This is a genomic window from Pseudomonas simiae (assembly GCF_900111895.1).
GTDB lineage: Bacteria > Pseudomonadota > Gammaproteobacteria > Pseudomonadales > Pseudomonadaceae > Aquipseudomonas > Aquipseudomonas simiae.
This window is the reverse complement of record NZ_FOKB01000001.1, coordinates 956929-969959: the sequence shown is the minus strand read 5'-3', so window position 1 is coordinate 969959 and position 13031 is coordinate 956929. Positions and strand designations below refer to the sequence as shown.

Annotated in this window: 10 protein-coding genes and 4 tRNA genes; 7 read left to right on the top strand and 7 right to left on the bottom strand. The window is 59.7% G+C overall.

Annotated features, from left to right (window positions below; translation table 11 throughout):
* Window positions 1–51 precede the first annotated feature (51 nt).
* The 5 genes from tig to BMZ57_RS04660 all read right to left on the bottom strand — a co-directional run bounded on the left by tig (window position 52) and on the right by BMZ57_RS04660 (window position 2242).
* Window positions 52–1362 (bottom strand): trigger factor, encoded by a 1311-nt coding sequence (gene tig / locus BMZ57_RS04680; RefSeq protein WP_010209411.1) that lies wholly within the window; start codon window positions 1360–1362, stop codon window positions 52–54.
* Window positions 1363–1763: 401 nt separating this feature from the next.
* Window positions 1764–1839, bottom strand: a tRNA-His gene (locus BMZ57_RS04675).
* Between the two features lie 77 nt (window positions 1840–1916).
* Window positions 1917–2001 (bottom strand) — tRNA-Leu (locus tag BMZ57_RS04670).
* Between the two features lie 56 nt (window positions 2002–2057).
* Window positions 2058–2133, bottom strand: a tRNA-His gene (locus tag BMZ57_RS04665).
* Window positions 2134–2165: 32 nt separating this feature from the next.
* Window positions 2166–2242 (bottom strand) — tRNA-Arg (locus BMZ57_RS04660).
* 279 nt (window positions 2243–2521) lie between these two features.
* Here BMZ57_RS04660 and folD point away from each other — a divergent pair.
* Both folD and pbpG read left to right on the top strand, forming a co-directional pair.
* The gene (gene folD / locus BMZ57_RS04655; protein ID WP_010209410.1) at window positions 2522–3376 is read left to right on the top strand and encodes a bifunctional methylenetetrahydrofolate dehydrogenase/methenyltetrahydrofolate cyclohydrolase FolD; all 855 of its coding nucleotides are present in this window, start codon (window positions 2522–2524) and stop codon (window positions 3374–3376) included.
* A gap of 207 nt (window positions 3377–3583) precedes the next feature.
* Window positions 3584–4507 carry a D-alanyl-D-alanine endopeptidase gene (pbpG, locus tag BMZ57_RS04650; protein ID WP_010209408.1) on the top strand — a complete coding sequence of 308 codons (924 nt, stop codon included), beginning with the start codon at window positions 3584–3586 and terminating at the stop codon, window positions 4505–4507.
* Between the two features lie 156 nt (window positions 4508–4663).
* Here pbpG and BMZ57_RS04645 read toward each other — a convergent pair whose 3' ends face one another.
* The gene (locus BMZ57_RS04645) at window positions 4664–5326 is read right to left on the bottom strand and encodes a C39 family peptidase (protein WP_031291166.1); all 663 of its coding nucleotides are present in this window, start codon (window positions 5324–5326) and stop codon (window positions 4664–4666) included.
* 285 nt (window positions 5327–5611) lie between these two features.
* Between BMZ57_RS04645 and BMZ57_RS29460 the strand changes: the two genes are divergently transcribed.
* Window positions 5612–5773, top strand: coding sequence for a hypothetical protein (locus BMZ57_RS29460; RefSeq protein ID WP_021492829.1), 162 nt, complete (start codon window positions 5612–5614; stop codon window positions 5771–5773).
* Here BMZ57_RS29460 and BMZ57_RS04640 read toward each other — a convergent pair.
* Complete coding sequence (locus BMZ57_RS04640; RefSeq protein WP_010209405.1) at window positions 5770–6180, bottom strand: PA0061/PA0062 family lipoprotein; 411 nt, start codon at window positions 6178–6180, stop codon at window positions 5770–5772. The genes BMZ57_RS29460 and BMZ57_RS04640 overlap by 4 nt on opposite strands.
* 198 nt (window positions 6181–6378) lie before the next feature.
* Here BMZ57_RS04640 and BMZ57_RS04635 point away from each other — a divergent pair, with 198 nt between their 5' ends.
* The 4 genes from BMZ57_RS04635 to BMZ57_RS04615 all read left to right on the top strand — a co-directional run bounded on the left by BMZ57_RS04635 (window position 6379) and on the right by BMZ57_RS04615 (window position 12967).
* Window positions 6379–9600: an efflux RND transporter permease subunit gene (locus BMZ57_RS04635; RefSeq protein ID WP_010209403.1), complete on the top strand. Its 3222-nt coding sequence runs from the start codon at window positions 6379–6381 to the stop codon at window positions 9598–9600.
* The gene (locus BMZ57_RS04630) at window positions 9590–10759 is read left to right on the top strand and encodes an efflux RND transporter periplasmic adaptor subunit (protein ID WP_010209401.1); all 1170 of its coding nucleotides are present in this window, start codon (window positions 9590–9592) and stop codon (window positions 10757–10759) included. Before BMZ57_RS04635 ends, BMZ57_RS04630 begins: the two co-directional genes overlap by 11 nt.
* Window positions 10743–12161, top strand: coding sequence for an efflux transporter outer membrane subunit (locus BMZ57_RS04625; protein ID WP_069672523.1), 1419 nt, complete (start codon window positions 10743–10745; stop codon window positions 12159–12161). Before BMZ57_RS04630 ends, BMZ57_RS04625 begins: the two co-directional genes overlap by 17 nt.
* A gap of 596 nt (window positions 12162–12757) precedes the next feature.
* Window positions 12758–12967, top strand: coding sequence for a DUF6124 family protein (locus BMZ57_RS04615; RefSeq protein ID WP_021492831.1), 210 nt, complete (start codon window positions 12758–12760; stop codon window positions 12965–12967).
* Window positions 12968–13031 lie beyond the last annotated feature (64 nt).

Here is a 13031-nt window from a genome sequence, read left to right as displayed (position 1 = left end):
ATAAGCCAGCGCGAGGCTGGCTTATGGTTGAATTTCCAACGAGTTGGACAATCAGTCGGCTTGCGCTGCTTCCGCCGGTTTGACTGCTTCTTCGTAAGAGACCGCTTTATCGGTCACCTTAGCCTTCTGCAGAACAGTATCCACAACTTGTTCTTCCAGCACAACCGAACGCACTTCGTTCAGCTGCTGATCGTTCTTGTAGTACCAAGCCACGACCTGCTCAGGCTCCTGGTAGGCCGAAGCCATTTCCTGGATCATTTCGCGAACGCGGTCTTCGTCAGGCTTGAGGTCGAACTGCTTGACCACTTCAGCCACGATCAGGCCCAGCACGACGCGGCGCTTGGCTTGCTCTTCGAACAGTTCAGCCGGCAGCTGATCAGGCTTGATGTTGCCACCAAACTGCTGAACAGCCTGTACGCGCAGGCGATCCACTTCGTTGGACAGCAGAGCCTTAGGCACTTCGATCGCGTTGGCGGCCAGCAGACCGTCCATGACCTGGTTCTTGACCTTGGACTTGATGGCCTGACGCAGCTCGCGCTCCATGTTCTTGCGAACTTCGGTGCGGAAGCCTTCGATGCCGGTTTCCTTGATGCCGAATTGAGCGAAGAACTCTTCGTTCAGCTCTGGCAGCTTAGGCTCGGAAACGCTGTTGACGGTCACGGTGAACTCGGCGGCTTTGCCAGCCAGGTCCAGGTTCTGGTAGTCAGCAGGGAACGTCAGGTTCAGAACGCGCTCTTCGCCGGCCTTGGCGCCAACCAGGCCGTCTTCGAAACCGGGGATCATGCGGTTGGAACCCAGCACCAGCTGAGTACCCTTGGCCGAGCCGCCAGCGAATACTTCGCCGTCAACCTTGCCAACGAAATCGATGTTCAGCTGGTCTTCGTTCTGGGCAGCACGGTCGGCCACTTCAAAACGGGTATTCTGCTTGCGCAGGATTTCCAGCATGTTGTCCAGGTCCGAATCAGCCACTTCGGCGCTCAGACGCTCGATTTCGATACCGTCGAAACCGGCCACTTCAAATTCAGGGAACACTTCGAACGTTGCAACGTATTCCAGGTCCTTGCCAGCTTCCAGGGACTTAGGTTCGATCGAAGGCGAACCCGCTGGGTTCAGCTTGTGCTCAACAACGGCTTCATAGAAAGAAGCCTGGATCACGTCACCTACAGCTTCCTGGCGCGCATCGGCACCAAAGCGGCGCTTGATTTCGCTCATTGGCACTTTGCCTGGACGGAAACCAGCGATCTTGGCCTTCTGGGCAGTCTGCTGCAGACGCTTGTTGACCGCAGTCTCGATACGCTCGGCCGGCACGGTGATGCTCAGGCGACGCTCGATAGCAGTAGTATTTTCAACAGAAACTTGCATGGATATTCCTCGTTGCACAGACGTTAGCCGGCCATTTCCGACCCCAATCAAGGGCATGCATTCTAGTGGGTCAAACTCAAGAAGTCACCCTACTGGAAATACGCCCGAAAACAGCCGGCAATTTATCGGTACGAAGGCACTGCTGCACCTCGCCCCGGTGACAAATACAACCCATCACGCCAGGGCTCTGCGCCGCCCCTTCTATATATAGAAGAAGTCGTCATGCATCTCCCTGACGGCCAACCCCGCAAACAGGGCTGGCAGGCAGCGCAGCATCATCGAGATACATAAATACGACGAAACGCCCTGCCGTCGCGCCTCATTACCTGCAGCCGCTGGATATTTCGAACCGCTGAAACCAAAAAAGGCGCCAGACTGTTAAATCTGGCGCCTTTCGAATATGGGGTGGACGAAGGGGATCGAACCCTCGACAACGGGAGTCACAATCCCGTGCTCTACCAACTGAGCTACGCCCACCATATTGCGTTAACAAAGAAACCAAACCACTTCTTTGTTGAGCCCTACCCTGCGTTTCGACAGGGCCAGGCTTTATTTGGTGCGGATGAAGAGACTCGAACTCTTACGCCTCGCGGCGCTGGAACCTAAATCCAGTGTGTCTACCAATTCCACCACATCCGCGCTTGAAGCTCTTAAAGCAAAGGCGCCAGACGATTAATCTGGCGCCTTTTAAAATATGGGGTGGACGAAGGGGATCGAACCCTCGACAACGGGAGTCACAATCCCGTGCTCTACCAACTGAGCTACGCCCACCATATAGCGCTACTTGTGCCAAAGCTGCCTAATGGCGCACCCGGCAGGACTCGAACCTGCGACCATCCGCTTAGAAGGCGGATGCTCTATCCAGCTGAGCTACGGGCGCCTTATTAATCTGTACTCTTGGAGGATTACAAACTAAGTGCTTCCAGCCTTACAGAACAACACGTTATTCTGCTCGACCTTCTTAACCAGTGCTAGGCTGTGCCCGACAAGTGCGACGAATAGTATAGACGCCCTCGAAACCCGTCAAATCTTTTTTGAAAAAAATTCATTTTATTTAAGGGGTTAGGGCAATTTGCAGACCAAGCGCCTTTGCCCTAACGTCCTGGCATGCGAGAATGCGCGCACTTTTCTTCCCCCTCTCGATGGTTAATCACGCGTAATGACTGCACAACTTATCGACGGCAAATCAATCGCCGCCAGCCTGCGCCAGCAGATCGCCAAACGAGTCACCGAGCGCAGCCAGCAAGGTCTGCGCACGCCGGGCCTCGCGGTGATCCTGGTCGGCAGCGATCCTGCCTCTCAGGTTTATGTCTCGCACAAGCGTAAAGACTGTGAAGAGGTCGGCTTTATTTCCAAGGCCTACGACTTGCCTTCCGAGACCACCCAGCAGGCCCTTACCGACCTGATCGACGGCCTCAACGACGACCCGAAGATCGATGGCATCCTGCTGCAACTGCCATTGCCCGAGCATTTGGACGCCTCCAAATTACTGGAGCGCATTCGGCCCGACAAAGACGTCGACGGTTTCCACCCTTATAACGTCGGCCGCCTGGCCCAGCGCATTCCGCTGCTGCGCCCGTGCACACCAAAAGGCATCATGACCCTGCTGGAAAGCACCGGTGTCGACCTGTATGGCCTCGATGCAGTAGTGGTCGGCGCCTCCAACATCGTCGGCCGCCCGATGGCAATGGAGCTGTTGCTGGCCGGCTGCACCGTGACCGTCACCCACCGCTTTACCAAAGACCTGGCAGGCCACGTCGGCCGCGCCGACCTGGTCGTGGTTGCCGCCGGCAAGCCCGGACTGGTCAAAGGTGAATGGATCAAGGAAGGTGCGATCGTCATCGACGTGGGCATCAACCGCCAGGATGACGGCAAGCTGGTGGGCGACGTGGTGTACGACACCGCCCTGCCCCGCGCTGGCTGGATCACCCCGGTACCCGGTGGTGTCGGCCCGATGACGCGCGCTTGCCTGCTGGAAAACACTCTGTACGCCGCAGAGACGCTGCACGCTTAATAACCAGCCGTACTGAAAAAGCCCTGCTTTATCGCAGGGCTTTTTATTGCCCGCAATAAATCCTGTTTTTTCTTAGTTTTTAAGAACTTTCATCGGGTTCTAGAAGAACATTCGACAGTTTCTGATCCATACTCCTAAAATGTAACGGCATTTATCAAAAAACCGTTCCCGAACGGTATTTCCTTACTTTTTAGCGAGTTCATCCGCGTGAAAATTCGTCTTTCTCTCGTCAGCCTATTATTTGCTTTCACAGGCACCTTTGCGCACGCCGCCGAAACCACCCAGGCCCCGCGTGACACGTCCAAACTGCAAATCGCTTCCGGCAGCGCCATGCTGGTGGACCTGCAAACCAACAAGGTCATCTATTCCAGCAACCCGGACGTGGTCGTCCCCATCGCCTCGGTGAGCAAGTTGATGACTGGTCTGGTGGTATTGGAAGCCAAGCAGAACATGGATGAATATATCGACATCAACATCAAGGACACGCCGGAAATGAAAGGTGTGTTTTCCCGCGTGAAGATCGGCAGCGAGATGCCGCGCAAAGAGATGCTGCTGATCGCGCTGATGTCCTCGGAAAACCGTGCCGCCGCCAGCCTGGCGCACCACTATCCGGGTGGTTACCCGGCATTTATCGCGGCGATGAATGCCAAAGCCAAGGCGTTGGGCATGACCAGCACCCATTACGTCGAGCCCACTGGCCTGTCGATCCACAACGTGTCCACTGCCCGTGACCTGAGCAAACTGCTCGCCGCCGCGCGTCACTACCCGTTGCTGAGCCAGTTGAGCACCACCAAGGAAAAGACCGTGTCGTTCCGCAAGCCCAACTACACCCTGGGCTTCTCCAACACAGACCACCTGATCAACCGCGCCAACTGGGACATCAAGTTGACCAAGACCGGCTTCACCAACCAAGCCGGCCACTGCCTGGTGCTGGTGACCAACATGGGCAACCGCCCGGTGTCTTTGGTAATCCTGGACGCCTTCGGCAAATTCACCCACTTTGCCGATGCCAGCCGTATCCGCAATTGGGTCGAGACCGGCAAGAGCGGTTCGGTGCCGGATGTGGCGCTGCGCTACAAGGCTGACAAGAACCTGAAGAATCGTCCCAACGCCGCCGAAGTACGCCGCTAACCGCAGCCACCTTAATGCAGGAGCTGGCTTGTGTGGGAGCTGGCTTGCCTGCGATAGCATCACCGCGGTGTAACTGAACCACCCCAGTGCCTGCATCGCGGGCAAGCCCGGCTCCCACAGGTTCCGGTGCACACATTGGCACCTCGGGGCTGGCTGTTACTTTTTCTCCGCCAACACCTTCAGCGCCTGCGCCGCCGCCCGCTCCTGACCGGCTTGAGCCGTCGCATTCGCCGAGTCCCGCCACCGTTGTGCATCCACATTGGCTGGCAACTGGCTCGGGCGCTGGGTGAGGATTGCCCAACTGCCGGCGCTTTTCCATTTGGACTCAAAGTCGCTGAAGCTCATCAACAGACGCCGATCCATTCCCGATCGCAGCAACACTGTGCTTTTTTGCTGGTTGAACCCCACCACGACCACATAGTGCGCATCCGACCACAACCCACCGCCAACCCGCGCCATCACCGGATATCCCGCCGCCACCTGGGCCAGCACTGCCGTCAGCTTGGCATCCAGCGGATACACCATCAGGCCGTACTCACGCGCCAACACCTGCATGTTGCGCTCCAGGTCCGCTTCGCCGCCCGGCAAATGCAGCGGTTTATCCAATAGCCCCGGTGTCATGACAATGCCTTGTTGCGACAGCATGCTGGCTAAAGACGTTGGACCGCCCTGATATGCCTCGCTGCGAAAAGTCGGCACGCCGGTGAGCTCGACACGCTCCGGCAGGCCCGCCAGTCTCGACGGGGTGGAGGAACACGCCGCAAGGCCCAGGGCACACGCGAGGAACAAGGATGTTTTAAGGTTCGACCGTAACCGCAATTTTCGACTCTCTTGATCAACTGCCGGTAAGGGGCCTGATCATAGCCCAATCACGTTTAAGTAGGCGCGGGCTTGCTCGCGAAAAACCTGAGGGTGCCGGGTCAATCCAGATAGCCCGCCTTACCGTTGACGTGTTTCACGCGCAAGCTCGTGCCTACAAAGGTCGTGGATATAGCAAAGAAGTTGGACAGACACGACCATTGGTCAATAGCAGGCAACCGTCAGGTAGCTAGACTGTCCATTGAGAAGACTGTGTGTGCCCCGAGGGGGCGAAAGGAGGCCCGAATGAGCCTTGCAACAACGATTGTCCTGTTGATCTGCGGTTGGCTGGCGGTGGCCGGCGCCATGTTGTGGGGGGTGCTGCGCATCACCCGTCGGCACCATCCCCCCCACGTCAGACCCGCTGCACCCGCCAAACCCCATAAGGTGGCAGCGCATCACGCCTAGCCAGGCATGCAATTGAAGTCCTGAGTCGCCGCCACTTCCTTGCCGTGACCATCCATCAAGGATGCGCGCACGGTGGTGCCCAGGCTCGACTCCACCAGGGTGTAGTGCTCACCCGCCTTGAAGTGCTTGTACTCGACCCGCCCTTGGCAGTCCTGCTGGTTGTCGTCGCCTGGCTCTTCCTCGAACAGCGTTACATCCAGGCGATGGTCTCCCGGCGTCACTTCGAAGAAACGTCCGTCATCCACGCGATGACCGTCCACGCGCTCAGCCATCAGGTCGTTGGGGGCTTCTTCTTTCAAACCGATCCACGCTTCGCTCGGGTCCGCCTTGGGGATCGGGCCGGCGCACGCCGACAACAACAGCACAGCACCGAGGGCGGGGATCAACAAAAGAGGTTTGAGTGACATGGCAGGGCTCCAAAGAAGGACTATGTGTCCGGTGGGCTACAAGCTTGAGGAGCCACCCTGTGTAGAACAAATGAATACATATGAAACGATCTTCAGCCCCTTCCTAAATGTTCCTTCACCTGACTGAAAGGTGCGTGTTAGGTGGGTCGCGTGAGACTGCCGGGGTTTGCAATCCTGCTCCTTTCGGAGGTTTCACGCATGCTCGGGCTGGTAAAGACCGCACTGCAAAAGCCGTACACGTTTATCGTGTTGGCCATATTCATCTGCATCATCGGGCCGATGGCGGCCCTGCGTACCCCCACTGACGTTTTCCCGGACATCGGCATCCCCGTGGTTGCCGTGGTCTGGCAGTACAACGGCCTGTCGCCGGACGCCATGGCCGGTCGGGTGATCTATACCTACGAACGCTCCCTGAGCACCACCGTCAACGACATCGAACACATCGAGTCACAATCCCTGCCCGGCATGGGCATCGTCAAGATCTTCTTCCAACCCGGCGTGGATATCCGCACCGCCAACGCCCAGGTGACGGCGGTGTCACAAACCGTGCTCAAGCAGATGCCGCCAGGCATCACGCCGCCGCTGATCCTCAACTACAGCGCCTCCACGGTGCCAATCCTGCAAATGGCGTTCTCCAGCCCCAGCCTCTCGGAAGCAAAGATCCGCGACTTGGTGCAGAACAACATTCGCCTGCCCCTGAGCGCCCTGCCCGGTCTGGCCATGCCCACACCAATGGGTGGCAAGCAACGCCAGATCACCTTGGACCTCGACCCGCAGGCGTTGGCTGCCAAAGGCTTGTCAGCCCAGGACGTGGGCAACGCCCTGGCGTTGCAGAACCAGATCATCCCGGTGGGCACCGCCAAACTCGGCCCCAACGAATACACGATCCTGCTCAACAACAGCCCCAAGGCCATTGATGAGCTCAATGACCTGCCGATCAAGACCGTCGACGGCGCGCTGATCACCATCGGCCAAGTCGCCCACGTGCGGGACGGTTCGCCGCCACAGACCAATATCGTGCGCGTCGACGGTCACCGTGCGGTACTGATGCCGGCACTGAAAAACGGCAGCATCTCCACCCTGTCGATTATCGACGGCATCCGCCAGATGCTGCCGCGTATCAACGAAACCCTGCCGCCGTCGCTGAAGACCTCGTTGCTGGGTGACGCCTCGGTGTTCGTCAAGCAATCCGTGGGCAGCGTGGCCCAGGAGGGCATCATCGCGGCGTTGCTGACCAGTGCGATGATCCTGCTGTTCCTCGGCAGCTGGCGCTCCACGATCATTATCGCCGCATCGATTCCCCTGGCAGTGCTGTCGGCCATCGCGCTGCTGGCGGTCAGCGGGCAAACCCTCAACGTGATGACCCTCGGCGGACTGGCGTTGGCAGTGGGGATCCTGGTGGACGATGCCACGGTGACCATCGAGAACATCAACTGGCACTTGGAGCAAGGCAAGGCGGTGAAGACCGCGATCCTCGACGGCGCCGCGCAGATAGTCGGACCGGCGTTCGTCTCGCTGCTGTGTATCTGCATCGTGTTCGTGCCGATGTTCCTGTTGCAAGGCATCGCCGGCTACCTGTTCCGGCCGATGGCCCTGGCGGTGATCTTTGCCATGGCCAGCTCGTTCATTCTCTCGCGCACACTGGTGCCGACCCTGGCGATGTTCCTGCTCAAGCCCCATGTACCGGAGCAAGGCGCGGGCCATCACCCGGAAGATGAATTTATCAACCACCACGAGGGCGAGCAGCACACCCAACAACGCAATGCCGTGCTGCAAGGGGTGCTGAACTTCCAGCAGGGCTTCGAGCGGCACTTCTCGAATATCCGCGACACGTACCATGGCCTATTGACGTTGGCGCTGGGCAATCGCAAGCGCTTTATCGTCGGTTTCCTCGCCTGCGTGCTCGCGTCGTTCCTGCTGCTACCCAGTCTGGGCCAAGACTTTTTCCCGGCCACCGACGCCGGCGCCCTGGCCCTTCACGTGAGGTTGCCGCTGGGCACGCGCATTGAAGAAAGCGCAGCCGCGTTCGACCGTATCGAAGCGCGGATTCGAGAGGTGATTCCTGCCGAGGAACTCGACACTATCGTCGACAATATCGGCATCCCGCTCAGCGGCATCGACATGGCCTACAGCAGCAGCGGCACCATCGGCCCGCAGGACGGCGATATCCAGGTCACGCTGAAAAAAGACCACGCGCCCACCGCCGACTACGTGAAGAAGCTGCGTGAAGCCCTGCCGCAAAGTTTCCCCGGCAGCCACTTCGCGTTTCTACCGGCAGACATCAGCAGCCAGATCCTCAACTTCGGCGCCCCGGCCCCGCTGGACGTGAAAATATCCGGGCGCAGCGATGAAGAAAACCGGGCCTATGCGGTGGAACTGGAGCGACGACTGCAACATGTACCGGGCATTGCCGACCTGCGAATCCAGCAGTCCACCGGCTATCCGTCCCTGCAGGTAAACGTCGACCGCCTGCGCGCCAATGGCCTGGGCATCACCGAGCGTGACGTGACCAACAGCATGGTCGCCTCCCTGGCCGGCAGCTCCCAAGTGGCCCCGACCTTTTGGCTCAATCCGGCCAACGGCGTGTCGTATTCAATCGTCGCCGCGACGCCGCAATACCGTCTCGACAGCTTGCCGTCACTGGAAGCCTTGCCGGTGACCGGCGCGGGTGGTCAGTCGCAGATCCTCGGCGGTGTGGCAAGTATTTCCAGGGTGGAAAGCCCCGCGGTAGTGACCCACTACAACATCGAACCGACCCTGGACCTGTACGCCAACGTGCAAGGCCGCGACCTCGGCGGCGTGGCCCGCGATGTGCAAAAGGTACTGGATGACACCGCGGCCATGCGCCCCAAAGGCGCAGTGATCAGCCTGCATGGGCAGATCGATGCGCTGCATGAAGCCTTCAGTGGCTTGAGCTTCGGCCTGCTCGGTGCTGTGGTGCTGATCTACCTGCTGATCGTGGTCAACTTCCAGTCCTGGGCCGATCCGTTCGTGATCATCACGGCGTTACCGGCCGCACTGGCGGGAATCGTGTGGATGCTGTTCCTCAGCGGCACCTCGCTGTCGGTGCCGGCACTGACCGGCGCCATCCTGTGCATGGGGGTGGCCACCGCCAACTCGATCCTGGTGGTGAGTTTCTGCCGTGAACGCCTGGCCGAACACGGCGATGCACTCAAAGCCGCGATGGAGGCCGGTTATACGCGCTTCCGCCCGGTGTGCATGACCGCCCTGGCAATGATAATCGGCATGCTGCCCCTGGCCATTTCCGAGGAACAAAACGCCCCCCTTGGCCGGGCTGTGATCGGTGGGTTGATCTTCGCCACCATCGCCACCCTGCTGTTTGTACCCGTGGTCTTCAGTCTGATCCACGGGCGTCACCCTACTCGCGCTGTTGCAGGAGAAACCCCACATGTCGTCTGATCACAAACCCTCGCGCAAGCGTCTGATGCTCATGGGTGTCGGCGGCCTGACCCTGGCCGCCCTGTTGGTCGCCAATGGCCTGCATGCCCGCACGCTGCACGAACAATCGGTCACCGCCTGGACAGAGACTGCAGCGATCCCGCAAGTGCGGGTGTTCCAACCGCAACAGAACGCCGCCGGCGACACCCTGCGCTTGCCGGCGCACCTGGAAGCCTGGAGCAAGGCGCCCATCCATGCCCGCGTCAGCGGCTACCTGAAGGACTGGAAAGCCGACATAGGTACGCAGGTGAAAGCCGGGCAAATCCTGGCCGAAATCGACAGCCCGGACCTGGACCAGCAAATGGCGCAAACCCACGCCCGGCTGATTCAGGAACAGGCCAACGCACGCCTGGCGCAAACCACCGCCACGCGCTGGCAAAACCTGCTCGCCAGCCACTCGGTATCACGCCAGGAAGCCGATGAGAAAACCTCCAACGCTGCAGCCGCCAAGGCCAATGCCGAAGCCGCCGCTGCCGACTATGCGCGGCTGTCCGCACTGGAAAGCTACAAAACCATCCGCGCACCATTCGCCGGCACCATCACCGCACGCAACACCGATATCGGCCAGTTGATCAAGGCCGATACCGACAGTGACCCGGAATTGTTCAACATTGCCGACACCCATCAATTGCGTCTGTACGTACCGGTGCCGCAGAACTACGCGGCGGTCATCCACCCCGGCCTTGAAGCTGAACTGACGGTGCCCGAGCATCCCGGCGAGCACTTCAAGGCGCGCCTGATCGGCGACTCCACCGCCATCGACCGCCGCTCCGGCACCCTGCTTGCGCAGTTCGTTGCGGACAACCCCAACGGTGAATTGCTGCCCGGTGACTACGCCGAAGCGACGCTGCCGATTCCGGCGGACACCCATGGCGTGAGCATCCCGGCCAGCGCCCTCATTTTTCGCGCCCAAGGTACTCAGGTCGCTGTGCTTGACGCGCACAATCATGTGCATCTGCAAACCATCCACATCGGCCTGGATCTCGGTGAACGCCTGGTGATCGACCAAGGCCTGAAACCGGTCGATCGCGTAGTCGACAACCCGCCCGACGCCCTGCGTGAAGGTGACCCGGTGCAACTGGCCGATGCCTCGGGAGGTGCGCATGCGCCCAAGGCTTAAACCTCTCGCGGCCTTGATGCTGCTGGCATTGCAGGGTTGCTCCATGGCCCCAACCTACCAGGTGCCTGCGGTTGACCTGCCCGCCGGCTACCGCGAACAGACCAGCGACGGCCCGTGGCACAGCGCGCAACCGTCCGACCAACTGGCTCCCGAGTGGTGGACGCTCTACAACGATTCGCGCCTGAACGACCTGCAACAGCAACTGCTCAAGGCCAACCCGGATTTGGCCGCGGCACTGGCGCATTTCGATGCGTCCCAGGCGTATGCCAGCCAACTGCATGCCGGGCTGTTCCCGCAGATCACTGCCAGCGCGCAACCGTTGCGCCAGCGGCAATCGGATTCGCGACCGCTGAGGGGCGATACGCAACCCTCGGTGTACAACAGCAATACCGCGGGCTTTTCACTGAGCTACGACCTGGACCTGTGGGGCAAAATCCGCAACCAGGTCGCGGCGGGCGATGCCCAGGCGCAGGCATCCGGCGATGACTTGGCGGTGGCACGCCTGAGCCTTCAGCATCAGTTGGCGACGTTGTATGTGCAGCTCAATGGGCTGGATGCGCAGGCGCGGATTCTCGACCGTTCGCTGGATGATTTCCGCCAGGCGCTACAGCTGACCCGTAGCCGCTATGAAGGCCAGATTGCCTCGGAGCTGGACCTTACACGCGCGCAGAATCAACTGGCCGAAGCCAAGGCGCAATGGGATGAAATACGCGGGCAGCGCAACCTGACCGAGCATGCGATTGGTGAGCTGGTGGGTGTGGCCGCCAGTGATTTTTCATTGTCGCCGAGCCCGCAATTGATCTCCTTGCCGGGGATACCCTCGCAATTGCCAAGCCACCTGCTGCAACGCCGCCCGGACATTGCAGCGGCAGAGCGACGGGTGTTTGCGGCCAACGCCAACATCGGCGTGGCCAAGGCGGCGTGGTACCCGGATTTCAGTCTGACGGGGTTGATTGGCGGGCAGACGCAAGGGGTCGGCAACCTGCTGTCCGCCGGCAATCGCTATTGGGCATTGGGGCCATTGGTCAACTTGCCGATCTTCGATGGCGGTCGCCTAAGTGCCAACGAACGCCAAGCCAAGGCCGAGTTTGAAGAGGCATCGGCGCACTACCGCAGCCAGGTGCTGAAAGCCGTGCGCGAAGTGGAGGACAACCTGGCTCAGCTGCGCGACTTGCAGCAAGAGGCACAGGATGAGCAGGCAGCGGCGGATGCGGCACAGCACACTCAATCGCTGGCGATGAACAGCTACCAGGCCGGGGCCGTGAGCTACCTGGACGTGGTGACCGCGCAGACGGCAGCGCTGCAGGCGCAACGGACCTTGCAGGCGGTGCAGACACGGCAACTGCAAGCCAGTGTAGGGTTGGTGACTGCGCTCGGCGGGGGTTGGCACGCATCGACTTAAATGTGGGAGCTGGCTCGCCTGCGATGCCGGTGAGCCAGTCGCCGAATCAACGGGTTGATGCCCCCTTTCGCAGGCAAGCCAGCTCACACTTTCCTGATTGCGGGGAATCAAGGAGTCAACGTTGACTCGCTCACTTGCGGCCGGCTATCAAGATAAACACTGACCACCGTGCAATCGCCGCCATTGGCATGTCGATACAGCGTACGGCTGTGGTAGTCCGAAACATCCCCCGCCACCGAGACAGTGATCGTTTGGCCTTGCACCTCAATCTTTGCCGATGCGTCACGCGTAATCAAAAATGGACTGGCACCTTCCAAAGCAGACAATACTTCTGTGTCAGTCCCAAAGGTGCGATAGACGTAGTATCGGTAGGTGAACGGAACAGTTGCCCCTCCACGATCATCCTTCACACCCTAGACGGACGCGTCATTGCTCAGAGGCGTGCAGAGTACAACCTCTGTCAATTGCGGGCGACTTGGCGAAAGAAGCCAGCCGCCGCCGATATACACCAAGCATAGCGCCAGCAGGATCGTGGTAACGATTGAGTAAAGCGACTTTTTAGTAGTTCCTGAATCTGGCATACGAAGGTTTGGGACATGTCTTTCGGGCCCGCCCTCGACAACGAAACCCTGCTGGTCAATGCCTCTCAGGATCTTGAATCCATCAATGCCATTGCCGCGAACCCGGTTTTTGAAGTCGATGGTCCGCAACGCAGTGTGGTGCGGGGGATTTGTCGGAGGGTGGAGGGCGTGCAGCTGTTGGTGGATCGAGTCGCAGATGGCACCAACGAGGCAATCTCCCAGTAACAGCATCGTCTATCAGGGCGGCAAGCCCGGCTCCCACATTTTTAAGCTGTGAAGCCTTTCAAAT